Origin of the sequence: Janthinobacterium sp. YR213 (assembly GCF_900099875.1) — a bacterium.
GTDB classification, from domain to species: Bacteria; Pseudomonadota; Gammaproteobacteria; order Burkholderiales; family Burkholderiaceae_D; genus Janthinobacterium; species Janthinobacterium lividum.
Genome location: NZ_FNDA01000005.1, coordinates 282470 through 299836, shown reverse-complemented (window position 1 = coordinate 299836; position 17367 = coordinate 282470). Strand labels below are relative to the sequence as shown.

18 protein-coding genes are annotated in these 17367 nt (G+C 61.2%); 15 read left to right on the top strand and 3 right to left on the bottom strand.

Annotation, left to right across the window (positions count from 1 at the left end):
• Positions 1-86 precede the first annotated feature (86 nt).
• The 4 genes from BLT98_RS22440 to BLT98_RS22425 all read left to right on the top strand — a co-directional run bounded on the left by BLT98_RS22440 (position 87) and on the right by BLT98_RS22425 (position 4208).
• The gene (locus BLT98_RS22440; protein ID WP_225317265.1) at positions 87-344 is read left to right on the top strand and encodes a sulfurtransferase TusA family protein; all 258 of its coding nucleotides are present in this window, start codon (positions 87-89) and stop codon (positions 342-344) included.
• A gap of 256 nt (positions 345-600) precedes the next feature.
• Positions 601-1350: an electron transfer flavoprotein subunit beta/FixA family protein gene (locus BLT98_RS22435; protein WP_034759884.1), complete on the top strand. Its 750-nt coding sequence runs from the start codon at positions 601-603 to the stop codon at positions 1348-1350.
• Positions 1351-1392: 42 nt separating this feature from the next.
• Complete coding sequence (locus BLT98_RS22430; RefSeq protein WP_034781780.1) at positions 1393-2325, top strand: electron transfer flavoprotein subunit alpha/FixB family protein; 933 nt, start codon at positions 1393-1395, stop codon at positions 2323-2325.
• A gap of 92 nt (positions 2326-2417) precedes the next feature.
• A complete protein-coding gene (locus tag BLT98_RS22425) occupies positions 2418-4208 on the top strand; it encodes an acyl-CoA dehydrogenase (RefSeq protein WP_070282497.1) in 1791 nt (596 codons plus the stop codon).
• 133 nt (positions 4209-4341) lie between these two features.
• Here BLT98_RS22425 and BLT98_RS22420 read toward each other — a convergent pair whose 3' ends face one another.
• Positions 4342-4968 carry a glycine zipper 2TM domain-containing protein gene (locus tag BLT98_RS22420; protein WP_034781786.1) on the bottom strand — a complete coding sequence of 209 codons (627 nt, stop codon included), beginning with the start codon at positions 4966-4968 and terminating at the stop codon, positions 4342-4344.
• A gap of 137 nt (positions 4969-5105) precedes the next feature.
• A complete protein-coding gene (locus BLT98_RS22415; protein WP_092611613.1) occupies positions 5106-5540 on the bottom strand; it encodes an NINE protein in 435 nt (144 codons plus the stop codon).
• A gap of 288 nt (positions 5541-5828) precedes the next feature.
• On the opposite strand from BLT98_RS22415, the gene rpsP reads away from it, so the two are divergent.
• The 10 genes from rpsP (at position 5829) to BLT98_RS22365 (ending at position 13218) form a co-directional block, all read left to right on the top strand.
• Positions 5829-6080 carry a 30S ribosomal protein S16 gene (gene rpsP / locus BLT98_RS22410; protein WP_010395524.1) on the top strand — a complete coding sequence of 84 codons (252 nt, stop codon included), beginning with the start codon at positions 5829-5831 and terminating at the stop codon, positions 6078-6080.
• Positions 6081-6093: 13 nt separating this feature from the next.
• Positions 6094-6651, top strand: a complete 558-nt coding sequence (gene rimM / locus BLT98_RS22405) for a ribosome maturation factor RimM (protein ID WP_092611610.1) — start codon at positions 6094-6096, stop codon at positions 6649-6651.
• 50 nt (positions 6652-6701) lie between these two features.
• Positions 6702-7448 carry a tRNA (guanosine(37)-N1)-methyltransferase TrmD gene (trmD, locus tag BLT98_RS22400; protein WP_092611607.1) on the top strand — a complete coding sequence of 249 codons (747 nt, stop codon included), beginning with the start codon at positions 6702-6704 and terminating at the stop codon, positions 7446-7448.
• Positions 7449-7581: 133 nt separating this feature from the next.
• On the top strand, positions 7582-7965 hold the full coding sequence (gene rplS, locus BLT98_RS22395; protein ID WP_010395528.1) for a 50S ribosomal protein L19: 384 nt from the start codon (positions 7582-7584) through the stop codon (positions 7963-7965).
• An 81-nt stretch (positions 7966-8046) separates the two neighbouring features.
• A complete protein-coding gene (locus BLT98_RS22390; RefSeq protein ID WP_034781809.1) occupies positions 8047-8706 on the top strand; it encodes a CoA pyrophosphatase in 660 nt (219 codons plus the stop codon).
• A gap of 97 nt (positions 8707-8803) precedes the next feature.
• Positions 8804-9763, top strand: coding sequence for a CobD/CbiB family protein (locus BLT98_RS22385; RefSeq protein ID WP_034759859.1), 960 nt, complete (start codon positions 8804-8806; stop codon positions 9761-9763).
• 225 nt (positions 9764-9988) lie between these two features.
• Positions 9989-10324, top strand: a complete 336-nt coding sequence (locus tag BLT98_RS22380) for a DUF3579 domain-containing protein (protein WP_029496213.1) — start codon at positions 9989-9991, stop codon at positions 10322-10324.
• An 81-nt stretch (positions 10325-10405) separates the two neighbouring features.
• A complete protein-coding gene (locus BLT98_RS22375) occupies positions 10406-10855 on the top strand; it encodes a CBS domain-containing protein (RefSeq protein WP_035825422.1) in 450 nt (149 codons plus the stop codon).
• A 78-nt stretch (positions 10856-10933) separates the two neighbouring features.
• Positions 10934-11752 (top strand): AraC family transcriptional regulator, encoded by an 819-nt coding sequence (locus BLT98_RS22370; RefSeq protein WP_092611604.1) that lies wholly within the window; start codon positions 10934-10936, stop codon positions 11750-11752.
• Positions 11749-13218: a carbon-nitrogen hydrolase family protein gene (locus tag BLT98_RS22365; protein ID WP_092611601.1), complete on the top strand. Its 1470-nt coding sequence runs from the start codon at positions 11749-11751 to the stop codon at positions 13216-13218. The genes BLT98_RS22370 and BLT98_RS22365 overlap by 4 nt, the downstream gene beginning before the upstream one ends.
• 192 nt (positions 13219-13410) lie before the next feature.
• Here BLT98_RS22365 and BLT98_RS22360 read toward each other — a convergent pair whose 3' ends face one another.
• Entirely contained in the window at positions 13411-14151 is a 741-nt protein-coding gene (locus tag BLT98_RS22360) for a GntR family transcriptional regulator (RefSeq protein ID WP_034781815.1), read from the bottom strand.
• Between the two features lie 459 nt (positions 14152-14610).
• On the opposite strand from BLT98_RS22360, the gene BLT98_RS22355 reads away from it, so the two are divergent.
• Positions 14611-17262 (top strand): TonB-dependent receptor, encoded by a 2652-nt coding sequence (locus BLT98_RS22355; RefSeq protein ID WP_170846469.1) that lies wholly within the window; start codon positions 14611-14613, stop codon positions 17260-17262.
• The last annotated feature ends 105 nt before the right edge of the window (positions 17263-17367 follow it).

The following is a 17367-nucleotide window of genomic DNA, read 5'->3' as shown; positions in this document are numbered from 1 at the left end:
ACTATTTTGGTGCAGCGCGTCAATGCCCCTGATTTAGAGTAGTATGTCGAAAATCAGTACAACAAAACAATGGTGGGATATTGATGATGAGCGACACACTACTTGATACCGAGATTATGGAATTTCACAAAGAACTCGACGCGCGGGGCTTGAATTGCCCGTTGCCGATTCTGAAGGCGAAAAAGGCTTTGTCAGAGCTGCAGAGCGGGGAAGTGCTGCGCATCATGGCAACCGATCCCGGTTCCGTGCGCGACTTCCAGGCTTTCGCCAAGCAAACGGGCAATGCCCTGCTGTCGCATGTGCAGACGGGCACCGAGTTCGTCTTCCTGATGCAACGCAAATAATTCTGCCAGCTGGGGCCGCCGTGGTGCGGCCTGGTTTCTCCTTGCCGTGCCGCGTCACTTTCAGGCCCTTTTGCTGCCCTGCAGCGTAGCGGCCGAGCCCCCTGAAATCCTCAAAGCTGGACAGTTTAGATGGATTGCTCTAACAAAAAATCGCACGATCGTGCTTAAATTCGGTTCAGGATTCAAATTTCTCTTATAATCGAACGCACAATCAGCACTTGATCCGTCATTTTTATAATTTCCCAAAGGCATAGCTATGAAAGTCTTGGTACCCGTCAAACGCGTGGTCGACTACAACGTCAAAGTCCGCGTCAAGAGTGACGGCACTGGCGTCGATACCGCCAACGTCAAAATGTCGATGAACCCTTTCGATGAGATCGCACTGGAAGAAGCGATGCGCCTGAAAGAAGCTGGCAAGGTCACTGAAGTGGTCGCCATCTCCTGCGGCGTGACGCAGTGCCAGGAAACCCTGCGCACGGCCATGGCCATCGGCGCCGACCGCGGCATCCTGGTGGAAACGACGACTGAACTGGAACCGCTGGCCGTCGCCAAGCTGGTGAAATCCCTGGCCGAGAAAGAGCAGCCGCAACTGATCATCCTGGGCAAGCAAGCCATCGATGACGACAGCAACCAGACCGGCCAGATGCTGGCAGCCCTGCTGGGTTGGCCGCAAGCCACGTTCGCTTCGAAAGTCGTGCTGGAAGACGGTAAAGTCACCGTTACCCGCGAAGTTGACGGCGGCCTGGAAACCCTAGCATTGACCTTGCCAGCGATTATCACCACCGACCTGCGTTTGAACGAGCCACGCTATGTGACCTTGCCGAACATCATGAAGGCGAAGAAAAAGCCGCTCGAGACCGTCAAGCCGGAAGACCTGGGCGTCGACGTTGCGCCACGCCTGAAGACCCTGAAAGTCGTCGAGCCAGCCAAGCGCTCGGCCGGTATCAAGGTGCCTGACGTCGCTACCCTGGTCGCCAAGCTGCGTACCGAAGCCAAAGTCATCTAAGCGCGGCCCCGCCGTTTATCCAGAACAATTACAGGACACATCATGGTCGCATTAGTTATTGCTGAACACGACAACGCTACCTTAAAGGGTAGCACCCACCACACCGTGACCGCGGCCGCCCAGTGCGGCGGCGACGTGCACGTGCTCGTCGCAGGTTCGAACGCATCGGCCGCTGCCGCTGCCGCCGCGCAAATCGCCGGCGTGACGAAAGTCATCGTGGCCGACGCGCCATACTTTGCCGACGGCCTGGCCGAAAACGTGGCCGAGCAAGTGCTGGCCATCGCCGGCAACTACAGCCATATCCTGGCGCCAGCCACCGCCTACGGCAAGAACATCCTGCCACGCGTGGCCGCCAAGCTGGACGTCGCGCAAATCTCGGAAATCACCAAGGTCGATTCCCCTGACACCTTCGAGCGTCCGATCTACGCCGGTAACGCGATTGCTACCGTGCAATCTGGCGACAAGATCAAGGTCATCACCGTGCGCACCACCGGTTTCGACGCGGCTGCCGCAACCGGCGGTTCGGCTGCCACGGAAACCGTCGCCGCCGTTGCCGACAATGGCAAATCGGCCTTCGTGGGCCGCGAGCTGGCCAAGTCCGACCGCCCTGAACTGACCGCCGCGAAAATCATCGTGTCGGGCGGCCGTGGCATGGGTTCGGCCGAGAACTTCCACATCCTGGAACCGCTGGCCGACAAGCTGGGCGCCGCCATGGGTGCTTCGCGCGCCGCCGTCGACGCCGGCTTCGTGCCGAACGACTGGCAAGTGGGCCAGACGGGCAAGATCGTCGCGCCATCGCTGTACATCGCCGTCGGTATCTCGGGGGCGATCCAGCATCTGGCCGGCATGAAAGACTCGAAAACCATCGTCGCCATCAACAAGGATCCTGAAGCGCCGATCTTTGCCGTGGCCGACTACGGCATCGTGGGCGATCTGTTCGAGATCGTGCCGCAACTGGTCAAAGAACTGGGTTAAGTCACACCCCTTCCGGTTTTGTTACTGACAAAGCCACGCCGGCCCGCCCCACACGGCGAGCCGCGCGTGGCTTTTTTCTTGGAGAAAAGAAGATGAGCTATCAAGCCCCGCTGAAAGACATGTTGTTCGTGATGAACGAACTGGCCGGCCTGGCCGAAATCCACACCTTGCCCGGTTGCGAAGACGCGACGCCCGACACGGCCGAAGCCGTGCTGGAAGAAAACGCCAAGTTCTGCGGCGGCGTGGTGGCCCCCTTGAACGGCCCCAGCGACAAGGAACCGAGCTTCTGGCACGACGGCCAAGTCACCACCTCGAAAGGCTTCAAGGAAGCGTTCAAGGCGTATGGCGAAGCGGGCTGGCAGGGCGTGCAGCATCCGACCGAGTTCGGCGGCCAGGGCTTGCCCAAGCTCTTGGCCACGCCGTGCATCGAAATGCTCAACTCGGCCAGCATCTCGTTCGCATTGGTCGCCCTGCTGTCGGACGGCGCCATCGAAGCGCTGCTGACGGCCGGCAGCGACGAGCAAAAGGCGGTCTACCTGGAAAACCTGGTGTCGGGCAAGTGGACGGGCACCATGAATCTGACGGAGCCGCAAGCCGGTTCCGACCTGGCCGCCGTGCGCACGCGCGCCGTGCCGCAGGACGATGGCACGTATAAAGTGTTCGGCACGAAGATTTTCATCACTTACGGCGAACACGACATGGCGGAAAATATCGTCCACCTGGTGTTGGCCCGCACGCCGGATGCGCCCGCTGGCGTGAAAGGCATCTCGCTGTTCATCGTGCCGAAATTTCTCGTCAACGCCGATGGCAGCCTGGGCGCGCGCAACGACGCCCACTGTGTTTCCATCGAGCATAAACTGGGCATCAAGGCCAGTCCGACGGCGGTATTGCAGTTTGGCGACCACGGCGGCGCCATCGGCACCCTGGTGGGCGAGGAAAACCGCGGCCTCGAATACATGTTCATCATGATGAACGCGGCCCGCTTCGGCGTGGGCTTGCAAGGCATCGGCCTGGCCGAGCGCGCCTACCAGCAGGCCGTGGCGTTCGCCAAGGACCGCGTGCAGTCGCGCGACCTGGCGGGCTCGCCCGGCCCGGTGTCCATCATCCACCACCCGGACGTGCGCCGCATGCTGATGTCCATGCGCTCGCAGACGGAAGCGGCGCGCGCGCTGGCCTACGTGGGCGCGGCCATCAGCGACGTGGCGCACCACCATCCGGAGGCGGACGTGCGCGCGGAAAGCCTGGCGACGTATGAATACCTGGTGCCCGTGATCAAGGGGTGGGCCACGGAAATGTCGCAGGACGTCACGCGCGACGGCGTGCAAGTGCATGGCGGCATGGGTTTTATCGAAGAGACGGGCGCCGCCCAGCATTACCGCGACGCCAAGATCCTCACCATCTATGAGGGCACCACGGCCATCCAGGCGAACGACCTCGTGGGCCGCAAGACGGTGCGCGACGGCGGCGCCGTGGCGAAAGCCATCATCGCCCAGGTGCGCGCCACGGAAGCCCAGTTGGGCGAGCTGACCGGCGCCGACTTCCAGGCCATGCAGCGCCACCTGGCCGAAGGCAGCGCCGCGCTGGAAGCCGTGGTCGAGTACGTGGTGGCGAACATGAAGACGGACATCAAGGCCGTGTTCGCGGGCAGCGTGCCGTACCTGAAGCTGGCCGGCATCGTGCTGGGCGGCTGGCAAATGGCGCGCGCGGCCGTGGTGGCGCAGCAAAAGCTGGGCGAGGGCAGCGGCGACGCTTCGTTCTACAAGGCAAAAATCGCCACGGCGCGCTTCTTTGCCGACCACATCCTGTCGCAAGCGCCAGGACTGCGCGCCACCATCATCGATGGCAGCGCCGGCGTGATGGCCTTGTCGGAAGAGCAGTTTTAAGTTGAAACTTGGCCAGTGCAAGCTGGCTGAATGCAAAAAGCGCTGGAGATCACTCTCCAGCGCTTTTTTTAACCCCAAAGACAAATACCGGGGTCAGACCCGCCGGGTCTGACCCCAGATTGACGCTGCGTTCTTAACGGCGGGCGATGCCGTTGCCCGAATTGCGCACGAGGTCGCCAGCGGCCAGGCCTGGATCCTGGTCAAACGCGAAGTCAGCCTTGGCGCCTGTTTCGTATTGCACGGTGACAGTCCACACCTTGCTGTTTTTCATGTGGCCTTCGACTTGCTTGCCTGCGAAAGCGCCGCCGGCGGCGCCGGCCAGGGTGGCCAGGTCTTTGCCGCGTCCGCCGCCGACCTGGCGGCCCAGCAGGGCGCCGGCCACGCCGCCGCCGATCATGCCCAGCGCGCCGCCTTCGCCCGCTTTTTCAGCGACGTTGACTGCCAGCACCTTGCCGCACTCGGCGCAGATCTGTTGCTGGGCTGGCTTGTTGTTCTGGCCTGCGTACGAATTGCCGGCCTTTTGCGCGGCCTTGGCGTTGATGATGGCCTGGTCGTATTCGCCTTTGGCGTCGCGCAGGCATTGCATGCGGGCTTTCGAGCTGCTTTCTTCTGCGCATAGTTTCTTGTCGTCCGCATAGCGCGTGCTGGCTTGCTTCGTGTCGTAGGCGTATTGCGCCTTCGGCGACAGGTTTTGCGCGAAGGCGGAGGTGCTGAACAGGGCCGTGATGGCGACTGCGAGGATGAGTGGGCGACGAATCATGATCTTCTCCTAGGGGGTGTTAAATGTGCCAGTAATGTCGGCATTGTGAATGCAGTATAGAGGAAAATCATGATTGCTTACCAACACTTACATGTGCGTGTGGCGCGCCATATCTGAAGTCATTTTCCGTATGGAAATTAACCGTAGGCACCGCCTGTATACAGCAAGTCGAACAGGCGCGCCATGGTGGCGATCAGCACGCCTGCGCCTAGCATCAAGGTAGCGACCAGCACCACGGCCAGGGGCCAGCCCGTGTCCGACAGCCGGCGGGAGGCGGCGTTGTAGCGCGCATCCCACTTGTCGTCCGGCATCAGGCCCAGTACCAGCGCTTCCAGGAAGCCGCCCAGGGCGGACAGGGTCAGCGGCAAAATCTGGTAAAACCAGTCGGCCTCGGGAAACAGCTGGCGCAGCAGCAAGGAGGCGGGCAGGGCGGCCAGGTGTAGCCAGCCCCAGCGGTCTTTGCTGCCATGCAGGTAGAAGCGGTGGGCGCCCAGCATGCCCAGCAGGAAGGCCAGTAGTGTCGTGAATGCCTTGTTCTTGTGCGACTGTTGCAAAATGGTAGCGGTGGTCATGGGACTCCAGAGTTGCTCATCGGTAAAGATTGCCAGTATCGGTCATTGCTTGCCGCAACGATAGCACTTTCAGACGGCGTTCAGGCGATGCTGTCGCGCAATATCATCGTCTGGACGTGGCATGGCAGGCACGATAGACGCACGCGCCTATTGCGTCTTCGGCCATGACTGGTCATAATGTTTGATTAGCCCAAATTACACGCCCGTCATCATAACGCTTGCTGCCTGGCGGTAAAGCGCGCTATAATTTGCGGCTTTTTCCGCCTCAGCACACTTTTTGGAAATATTATGGTCGTTATTCGTTTAGCTCGTGGAGGCGCCAAGAAGCGCCCGTTCTTCAACATCGTCGCTACTGATTCGCGCAATCGCCGCGATGGTCGCTTCATTGAGCGTATCGGTTTTTACAACCCGATGGCGCAAGGTGGCGAAGTTCCACTGCGTATCACCGCAGACCGTCTGGCCTACTGGCAAGGCGTTGGCGCACAATTGTCGCCAACCGTTGCTCGCCTGGTAGCCAGCAACAACAAAGCAGCAGCTTAATTAGATCACTGGTTTGACGGTCAAGACTGCATCCGGGGTGAAAGTCCCCGATGACCTGGTACAGGTAGGCTATGTCTCCGGTGCTTATGGCATTGCTGGCGGAGTCAGGGTCACTCCTTTCTCCGAAGATGCGGATGCATTATTAAACGTCAAAACTTGGTGGTTTGATAAACCGACCTTGCATGATGTTCAAGTCAGGCAAGCGAAGTTACACGGCGGCGACGTCGTGGCCCAGCTGGTGGGTGTGGTCGGGCGGGATGCCGCAGAAGCGCTGAAAGGCGTCTCTGTGCAAATTCCGCGTAGCCATTTCCCGACGCTGACGGCCGATGAATTTTATTGGTCCGATCTGATCGGACTGACAGTCGAGAATTTGCAAGGCGAGTGCCTCGGCACAGTGCACGACATGATGAGCAATGGTCCGCAGTCGATCTTGCGCGTCACGCCCGTCGCCACTGCCGATGAGACCGTTGAAAAGGCGCCTGAGCGCCTGATCCCGTTTGTTGGCCAGTTTGTCATTAACGTTGACAAGGCTGCCAGCAAGATCACGGTCGACTGGGGCCTCGATTATTAAACCGCCTGCGCTTAACTTTGCGCCGGGCAAACTTTGCAGGATGGTGAACGATGCAATTTGATGTCGTGACCCTGTTCCCGGAAATGTTTGCCGCGCTGACGCAGTCGGGTGTGACCCGGCGCGCCTTCGAGCAGGGGAAATGTGGCTTGTCGTTGTGGAATCCCCGTGATTTCACGACCGACAATCACCGTACCGTGGATGACCGCCCGTATGGCGGCGGCCCCGGCATGGTGATGATGGCCCGTCCCCTTGAAGCGACAATTACTGCCGCGAAGCAGCGTCAGCTTGACCTCGGTCTGGCGGCGCCCCGCGTGGTGTTCATGTCGCCGCAAGGCCGTCCGTTGACGCACGAGCGCGTCACGCAACTGAAAGCCGAACCTGGTTTGGTGATCCTGTGTGGCCGCTATGAAGCCGTGGACCAGCGTTTGCTGGACCGTTGCGTCGACGAAGAAATCAGCGTCGGCGACTTTGTCCTGTCGGGCGGTGAATTGCCTGCCATGGCGCTGATGGATGCGGTGATCCGTCTGTTGCCGGGTGTCTTGAACACCGAGGCATCGGCCGTCGAGGACAGCTTCGTCAATGGCTTGCTCGATTCGCCGCACTACACGCGGCCGGAAACATATGAAGGCATGGCCGTGCCGCCCGTCTTGATGGGTGGAAACCATGCCGAGATCGTCAAGTGGCGCCGCCAGCGCATGCTGGAAGCGACCGCGACAAAGCGGCCTGACCTGCTGGTCAGTGCGCGTGCCGCCGGCTTGCTCAGCAAGACCGACGAAAAATTCCTGGCCAGCCTGTAAGCCGTTTTCGGACGGCAAGCAGGGTGGCCTTGCAGTGCCGGGCATGTTGCCCAAATTGGTAATACCCATCCTCTACCGGGCGGATACTTGCTATCCACAGTGCGCCGGCATGATGGTTTTCGGAGTTATAAAAATGGACTTGATTCAACAATTAGAGCAGGAAGAAATTGCTCGTCTGGGTAAAACCATTCCTGAATTCGCACCAGGCGATACCGTTATCGTCAGCGTCAACGTAGTCGAAGGTACGCGCAAGCGCGCCCAGGCTTACGAAGGCGTCGTTATCTCCCGTCGTAACCGTGGCCTGAACTCGAACTTCATCGTTCGCAAGATCTCGTCCGGCGAAGGCGTTGAGCGTACGTTCCAACTGTACTCGCCGCTGATCGCTTCGATCGAAGTGAAACGCCGTGGTGACGTTCGCCGCGCCAAGCTGTACTATCTGCGTGAGCGTTCGGGTAAATCGGCGCGTATCAAAGAAAAATTGCCAAATCGCCGCGTTGTGGCGAAAGCAAGCGCGTAATATCAGCGTCTGCGTTGGGAAAAGGGGTGCCTGTTATGGTGCCCCTTTTTTTATTCTGAATTGCTATTGAGGCAAGCTGCCATGGCCACTATCGCATTTGATCCAAAACAACTCGCCATCGATTCGATCGCCGGCGAGGCGGCGCTGGACGCCGTGCGCCTGACGCCCGCCTGGCTGCGCCAGCGCCTGGCCGAACAGCCTGACTGGCAGCCCGAGATTACCCAGGATTTTCTTTCCGCCCGTGCCGTGCCCGTGCGCGCCGCCGTGCTCATTCCCCTGGTGCAACGGCCACAGGGCTTGACCATCTTGCTGACCATGCGCACGGACCACCTGAGCAGCCATGCGGGCCAGGTCAGCTTTCCAGGCGGGCGCAGCGAAGCCTTCGATGCGTCGCCCATCGCCACGGCCTTGCGCGAAACGGAAGAAGAAGTGGGCCTGGCGCGCGAGCATATCGAAGTGCTGGGCTGCCTGCCCGATTACCTGACGGGTACCGGCTACCAGGTCACGCCCGTGGTGGGCCTGGTGACGCCGCCGTTCGAGCTGCGCGCCGACCCGTCCGAAGTGGCGGAAATCTTCGAAGTGCCGCTGGTCTTCCTCATGGATGGCCTCAACCATCAGCGCCTGTCGGTGGAATTGCCCGGCGGACGGCGCTCGTTCTACGCCATGCCGTACGAGCGCTTCTACATCTGGGGCGCCACCGCCGGCATGCTGCGCAATCTGTTTCACCTCTTGCGCGCGTAAAATGGCGCCCCGCACGTAATAAGTTTGATTCCAGCACTGCACTGCGCTATCGTAGCGGGCATTGCGGTATTGCTGAAAAAGACAAAAAGGACGTTTGATGACATTTCTCTCCATACTTTGCGCATTGCTGATCGAGCAGCTCAAACCTTTGCGCGCGGACAATCCGATCTACGCCGAAATCAAGAGCCTGGCAATGCGCATGGAGACCTGGTTCAATGCTGGCCACGCCAACCATGGCCGCATGGGCTGGTTCCTCATGATCGGCGTGCTGATGGTGCCGACGGCCGGCATTTACTGGCTCTTGCAGCATTATCAGCTGACCCTGCTGGCCTTTGCCTGGAACGTCCTCATCGTCTACCTGACCCTGGGCTTCCGCCACTACAGCCATTACTTCACGTCGATCCAGCTGGCCCTGAGCGCCGGCGACGAAGCGACCGCGCGCACCTTGCTGGCCGAGTGGACCAAGCTCGACACGGTGGGCATGGAAGCGAGCGAAATCGCCCGCATCGCCGTGGAAAAAGCCCTGGTCACCACGCACCGCAATGTATTTGGCGTGTTCTTCTGGTTCCTCATGCCGCTGGGCCCTGCCTGTGCCGTGATGTACCGCGTGGCCGAATACCTGGCGCGCGCCTGGAACGAGCCCGAGCACATGCGCAATGAAGCCTTCGGCCAGTTCGCCGCGCGCGCCTTTTACTGGATCGACTGGATTCCCGTGCGCCTGACGGCCGTGGCGTTTGCCGTGGTCGGCAATTTCGAGGATGCCATCTACGCCTGGCGCAACTTCGCCCAGCGCTGGCAGGATGAGGCCATCGGCATCATTTTGACGGCCGGCGGCGGCGCCATGGGCGTGCGCCTGGGCACGCCAGCGGAAACGGCGGCCCGCGTGCTCGTCACGCCGGACATGGCCGTCGATGACAGCGACAGCGAAAGCGATATCCTGCCAGGCGAAGAGCCGGGCGCGCGCGCCTTGCAGAGTACGGTGGGCCTCGTGTGGCGCGCCTTGCTGCTGTGGATGCTGTTGCTGCTGTTGATGTCGGGCGCCGTTTTCCTCGGCTGACGCGGGCGCACATGCGCCATCCATGCGCCTTGCGCGTGGAACAAGGTTAAAATAGGGGCTGGCGCGCAAGGCGTGCCGGCCCCTGTTTGCATCGTCAGGGCAGATCGAGGTAGAACCCAAGTCTTCTATAAGATATAATACTGGCTTACCGCAGCAAACGTAGTTGAATTACCAGCCCGGCTTACCCGCCGGGGCCATTCACGCAATCCAGTCCCGACAAGCCACATGGCCGAGTTATCTCAAAAAACAGGGGAACTCTCAGACGAGTTCTTCATCCTTGGTCTCACCAGCAATGGCAAGCAATTCCGACCCAGCGATTGGGCCGAGCGCCTTTGCGGAGTGATGTCCTGTTTCAATCCCGAAGGTGGCGGGCGCAATGCGCACCTCCAGTATTCGCCCTACGTGCGCCCGACCGTCGTCAATGGCGTCAAGTCGGTGGTGGTCAACACGAAGTTGCGCGAGATCGAGCCGATGGCGTTTCACTTCGTGCGCGAATTTGCCAAGGATAACGACCTGCAAATCGTCGAAGCCTGCTTCCTGCCGCCCCCCGAAGAAAAGTAAGACCCGTTTCATTGATGTGCCTCAAGCCCGCCACGGCGGGCTGGCGTAGCGTGGACACTCTGCCTCAAACGGAGTGGCGACATGCGCATCGGCGACATCTGTACCCTGCACACCATCCATTGCCAGCGTGACACCAGCGTGCAGGACGCGGCGCTGCTGATGCGCCAGCACCACGTGGGTGACCTGATCGTGGCCGAGCAGCCGAACGGCGAGCGCGTCCCCATCGGCATCCTCACCGACCGCGACATCGTCATTTCCGTCATTGCCCTGGGCCTCGACCCCGCCAGCCTGCTGGTGGGCGACATCATGAGCGCGCAGCTGCTGACCGCCAGCGAAGACGAGGACGTCTATGACATCATCGAACGCATGCGCGTCAACGGCATCCGCCGCCTGCCCGTGGTCAACAGCCTGGGCGCGCTCTCCGGCGTCGTCAGCATCGACGACCTGCTCGCCTTCCTGGCCCAGGAAATGGCCGAGCTGGCGCGCATCAGCAGCGGCCAGCTGGTGTACGAAAAGCGCACCCGGAAATAAGCCCGTATTGCGCAATTCCAGTCAAATCCACTTCCCCCGAAAATGCTACAGTCGCTGCTCGTTCAACGGGAAGCGTTCATGCACTATCTGGCCAAGGCACTCTGGTATATCGAATCGCACTATGCGGAGAATATCTCGCTCGGTGACATCGCCAATGTGGGCGGTGCCTCGCCGTGTCACCTGACGCGTGCGTTTGGCCTGGCCACGGGCCATTCCGTGATGCGCTATGTGCGGGCGCGCCGGCTCAGCGAGGCGGCGCGTGCGCTGGCGCAGGGCGCGCAAGACATCCTCGCCGTCGCGCTGGAAGCGGGCTACAGTTCCCACGAGGCATTTACGCGGGCCTTTCGCGAGCAGTTCCAGATCACGCCGGAGCGGGTACGCGCCCAGCGCCATGTCGCCAACCTCGCGCTGGTGGACGCCATCAAAATGGATGTGGCGCCGGGCGTGGCCCTGGAAGCGCCCCGTTTCGAGCGGGGCCCCGCCTTGCTGGTGGCGGGCTTAGTCGAACGTTATCGCGCAGAAACGGCTGCCGGCATCCCCGCCCTGTGGCAGCGCTTCCTGCCCCATGTGGCGCCCGGCCAGCTGGTGTATGGCGTGTGCTGCAATAATGACGACGCGGGCAATTTCGATTACCTGTGCGCCATTGCCGTAAGCGACTTTTCCCAGGCCTCCGAGAACTGGACGCGGCTGCGCATCGCGCCGCAGCGCTACGCCGTGTTTCATCACCGCGGGCATATTTCCACCATCCGCGCCACCTGGCACACGGTGTGGAACGAATGGCTGCCCCAGTCCGGGCTGGAAGTGGCCGACGCGCCCGATTTTGAACGCTACGACCAGCATTTCGATCCCGCCAGCGGCATCGGCGGCGTGGAAATCTGGCTCCCCTTGAAAGCATGAGCATGTTCCCGACCTTGACTACATCGGCTGCGTTTGCCGGCGGCACCGCGCTGCGCCAGCGCCTGTTGCAAACCGCCGCCGCGCTGGCGGCGGGCCTGCCCCTGTACTGGGTGCTGGGACCGCAGCCGCTGGGCTGGTTGGCCTGGTGCGCGCCGCTGCCCGTGCTGTGGCTGGCCCTGCGCTCGTCGCGCCGCGATGCGGCCTGGATGACGTTCCTGGCCGCTGTGTTCGGCCTGTCATCGAACTATGCCTATTTCCGCCTGCTCATGCCCTTGCCGGCCGTGCTGGCCGTGATCGCCGTCAAGGCACTGTTGTGGCTGCTGGTGGTGCTGGCCGCGCGGCGCCTCGTGCTGCGCTACCGGGCGCCCTGGACGGTGCTGGCCTATCCCGTGCTGTGGGTGGCCATCGATACGCTGATGGCGGCCTTGCTGCCGGACGGTAACTGGGGCAGCCTCGCGTATTCGCAAGCGGATAACCTTGCCGTGCTGCAGGTGGCGGCCCTGGCGGGCGTGCCTGGCCTGCTGTTTTTGCTGTGCCTGGCGCCATCCGCGCTGGCCTTGCTGCTGGCCGGCGGGCGCGCGTATGTGCCGGCGGCCGGTGCCGCCGCGCTGCTGCTGGCGGCCGCCTGGGCAGGCGGCGCCTGGCGCGTGCAGGGCGCGCCGGCACTGGCGCCGGCAGGGCCGCTGGCGGGGCTGGTGGCTATCGATGACTTTATCGGCCCGGCCACGCCGCCAGCGCGCACACAAGCCATCTGGGACCAGTACGCGCGCCATGTCGAAGAACTGGCCGGGCAGGGCGCCAGGCTGGTGCTGTTGCCGGAAAAAATAGCCGTGCTGGCCCCAGCGCAGGCGGACGCCGTGCAACAGCGTTTCCAGGCGCTGGCGCGCAGCACGGGCGTGTGGATCACCCTGGGGCTCGGCGTGCAGGACGCTGCCGGCCGGCGCAACCTGGCGTGGCTGTTCGCGCCCGATGGCGCCGCGCCTGTCAGCTATCAAAAACATCATCTGGCGCCGCCCGAGCGCGAGTTTCTTGCTGGCAGCGCCTATGCCGTGCAGCCGGTAGCGGGGATGGCCATGGGACTGGCCATCTGCAAGGACATGCATTTCGCACCCCTGGGACAGGCGTATGGCGCGGCCGGGGCGCAGGCGATGCTGGTGCCGGCCTGGGATTTCCAGCTGGACGCCTGGATGGGGGCGCGCATGACGGTGGTGCGCGGCGTGGAAAACGGTTATGCCGTGCTGCGCGCGGCGCGCGAGGGTGTGCTGACGGTCAGCGATGCGTATGGACGCGTGCTGGCGGAGCGGGCCAGCAGCGCCATGCCGGGCAGTACCTTGCTCGCGCCGCTGCCGGCGCACCCGAGCGTCGCTACCTGGGCCGGATGGCTGGGGCCGCTATTCGGCTGGCTGTGCGTGGTGCTGGGCGTGATTTTGCTGGGCGTGGGCCGCCGCGCCGCCCCCGCTTCCTGACGGGTAATCTCCGTTTTGCTGCAATGCGCAAAAAGCGTATTGCACGCTCTTATTTTATATTCCGCGCAGGCAGCCACATAATCGCCGCCGATGATTGCACCATTGCCGTGCATATATAGCCGCGATGCCGGCATATATATTGCACTGCAATAAGTGGTTTTATCTGGTATTCAGAAATTCGGGCAGCTGGTATTAATTGGTACTTAATTCAGCCACGAAGTCATACATATCGCCGCGGAAGTAGGAGCGGCAAAATTCCACGGCGCGGCCATCGCGCAAAAAGCCCAGTCTTTCCACCGACAATCCCGCGTCGCCTTCCTCCGCCTGCAACAGGCTGGCCTGCTCCCCCGTCAACAACAAGGCGCTGAGCCGTTGCAAGGCGCGCACGGGCCGGTTGCCCGCCTGTTCCAGCGCGTCATACATGGAGATATCGACAGCGTCGAGGTTCGGCAGGCAGCTGGCGACGATGGTCGCGTATTCCAGGCACATCGGCACCTCGTCCGCATAGCGGATGCGGTGGAAGCGGTACACGGGCGCGCCCGGCGACAGCCGCAGGCGCAAGGCCTCTTCCGGCGTGACGGTGCCCTCCGCGCGCTTGAGCCACACGCTGCGCGGCGTGCGTCCGCGTGCCCGCATATCCTCGGAAAACGAGGTCAGCTTGGCGAAATTTTTCTCGATGCGCGTATTGATGAAATTACCCGAGCCGGGGCGCCGCACCAGCAAGCCCTCGTTGACGAGGCCATCGATGGCCTTGCGCACGGTGATGCGCGAGACGGACAGGTCGCTGGCCAGCTGGCGCTCGGCCGGCAGGGCTTCCTCGGGGCCGAGGATGCGCTTGTCGATCGCTTCGCGCAGCGCGCGCTGCAGTTGCTGGTACAGGGGCAGGCTACTCGTCTGCCCCAGGCCTTGCATGATGTGAGCCAGGGTTGTCATACGCTGAGGGTCTCCGTTACGGCGCGTTGCAGACGCGCTCTGTATCTGTTTTGTGTCGCTGGATAATACCAAAAAAGGCCGTTATAAAACCAATTTGAATTGTCATGCCAGCAATTTATGCCTGGCTTCGCCGGGATTTAGTCCGCTCATACGGGCTACGGATTGATTTAGATAAAGTGGTCTGTGTGATTCAAGCAACGTTATAAAAAAAAAGTTGCAACTGGTAGTGTTCTGGTATTGGATAGTAGTATATTGGCGTTGAATTGGTTTTGTAAGTGGTTGTGCCGAAGGGTCTGCAGCATGCCGGCGAGAGTGGGCGGCTGGAAAGAAGACCTACATTAAAAATGAAAAGGATCCAATCCTGGAGCCTAAATCAAGGGGGAGTACATGAAACGCAATTTGACAGCTAGCTCTGCAGCACGCAATTTGACGCCTATCGCCGCTGCTGTGGCTATGTTGATGGCAGGTGCGAGTTTCTCGGCGCATGCGCAGGAAGCCGTGGCAGCCAAGCCGGCAGCAGCGGCCGAAGTTGACGAAGGCCAGACCGTCGTCGTGACGGGTATCCGTGCATCGCTGCAACAATCCTTGAACCAAAAACGCAATTCCGACAGCCTGGTCGAAGTGATCACGGCTGAAGACGTGGGCAAGATGCCTGACAAAAATATCGCCGACTCGCTGCAACGCGTGCCCGGCGTCAGCGTCGCCGCCGCAGGCGGCAACGAAGGCAGCTTTGGCGAAAATGACCGCGTGGCACTGCGCGGCACACCGTTCGGCCTGACCCTGACCACCTTCAATGGCCACTCGGTCAGCAGCGGCGACTGGTTTGCCGACAACATCATCGGCGGTGGCCGCAGCGTCAGCTTCTCGCTGTTCCCCTCCGAACTGATCGGCCGCGTCACCGTGCACAAAGGTTCGCAAGCGAACCTGCTGGAAGGCGGCGCACAGGGCGTGATCGATATCGAATCGCGCAAACCGCTGGACTTCAAGAAACAAATTACGGGCCAGGTCAGCCTGGGCGCCGTGTACTCGTCCAACTCGGGCAAGAAAGATCCGCAAGTGAGCGGCATGCTGAACTGGAAGAACGATAACAACACCATGGGTGTGATGCTGCAGGGCTTCTATCAGAAGCGCAAACTGAGCCGTGTTGGCCAGGAAAATGGCGTCTGGTATGACGGCGTTGCCGCGGATTCGGCAGTCGCTGGCGCCTTGCCAGGTTCGGCCGGTGGCCGCGTCAACTACATGGGCGGCACCGCCTGGTTCGAACAGGAACGCACCCGCAAGGGCGGCCTGATCGACGTGCAGATCAAGCCGAGCAGCGCGCTGACCCTGGACTTCACCCTGTTCCACTCCGAACTCGACGCGCCTAACATCAACCATAACTTCATCCAGACCGTAGGCCTGGAAACGGGCAGCAAGGGCGGTTATCCTGTCGGCAACGTCAGCGGCACCTACAAGGGTGGTATCGTTACCGGCCTGCACACCACCGTGCCAGCCAATTGCGGCGCCATCTGCGCCGGCTATTCCAGCGCAGTGCAGGAAGAGTTCAGCCGTCCTGTGGCGGAAAGCAAGTCCGACTTCTTCAACATCGATGCCAAATACCGCGTCAATGACCGCCTGACCTTCTCGGGCAAAGTCGGCACGACCAAAGGCGTGGGCAACACGGAAAGCGGCGCGCTGGGCGTTTGGATGCCTTGGACGGGCGGCGGCTACACCCAGAACGGCGCCAGCCATGGCGTGATCTACGATACCCCGGGCGCGAACAAGTTCTCGATCGGCGGCCGTCAGGCAACGCCTTACACCTACGGTTCGCACGTCACCGCGAACGACAAGGAAACCTATGGCCAGATCGACGGTATCCTGAAACTGGACTTGCCAGCGATCTCGTCGGTGGAATTCGGTGCCCGCGTCGCGGAACACAAGCGTGACCTGACCGCCATCGGCATCGTCGCCAAGCCATCGCTGGGCGTCACCGCCAACCTGCCGATGGATGGCCTGACCTCGTTCCCGAGCAACTTCAAGGACCTGGGCGTGAACGGCGCCGGCTACTGGACGTTCTCGCAAGCGAGCGTCAACAAGTGGCTCAAGGATAACGCCACCTACGAAGGCAACCTGCGCCAGTCCGAGTTCAACATCAAGGAACCGACCCAGTCGGTGTACGCGATGGCGAACTTCAGCACGGAAGGCCTGTCGGGTAACTTTGGCGTGCGCTATGTGCATACCAAGGAAGACGTCAACCGCTACGAGCTGAACCCGGCTGCCCAGTACGAAATCAAGAACTACACCAACACGTATAACGATTTCTTGCCTAGCGCCAACTTCCGCCTGGATGTGACGAAGGATATCATCGGCCGTTTCGGTATCAGCCGCACCATGGCCCGTCCTGAACTGGGCATGATGGCTGGCCTGGATCTGCGCGACAACCAGCTCGACGGCAACGCCGGCAATCCTAACCTGCGTCCTATCCGTTCGAACAATGCCGACATCGGCGTGGAATGGTACTTCGCGCCAAAATCGATGGTCTCGGCTGGTATCTTCTACTCGTCGCTTGATGGTTATGTGACCTACGGCAAAGGTGTGACGACGTTCTACAACCAGTTGCAGAACAAGTTCACCCAGTATGAAGTTGGCACGCCAACCAATACCACGGCGGAAGTCAAAGGCCTGGAACTGTCGTATGTGCAAGCGTTGCCAGCAGGCTTCGGCGTGAACGCCAACTACACCTATACCGATGGCAAGGAAACGGGCAACGTCAAGGGTTCGCCATGCGGTGATTTCGGCGAATGCACGATGATCGGCACCTCGAAAAATGCGTATAACATTGGCGCGTTCTTTGAAAACGACAAGTTCAGCGCACGCCTGACGTACAGCTACCGTTCGGAATTCCTGAACGGCACCTCGCGTCGCAGCGCCGCCTACCAGGCTGGCATCGGCGGACTGTCCGCATCGATCGCCTACCAGTTGACGGAAAACCTGGCCATCACCCTGGACGGCAAGGACTTGAACAATCCACTGTCGCGTTCGACCATCAAGACCCCAGGTTCGGATGACATGCCAGGCGCGTTCTACAAGAACGGCCGTCAGATCTACCTGGCACTGCAAGGCAAGATGTAAGACGTTTTATGTAGTTGATGCCTCCCGGCGGACACCCGGGATGGCATGACAATGGCGGAGCGCAGCTGGCTCCGCCATTTTTTTATTGCAAGATGGTTTTCTTTA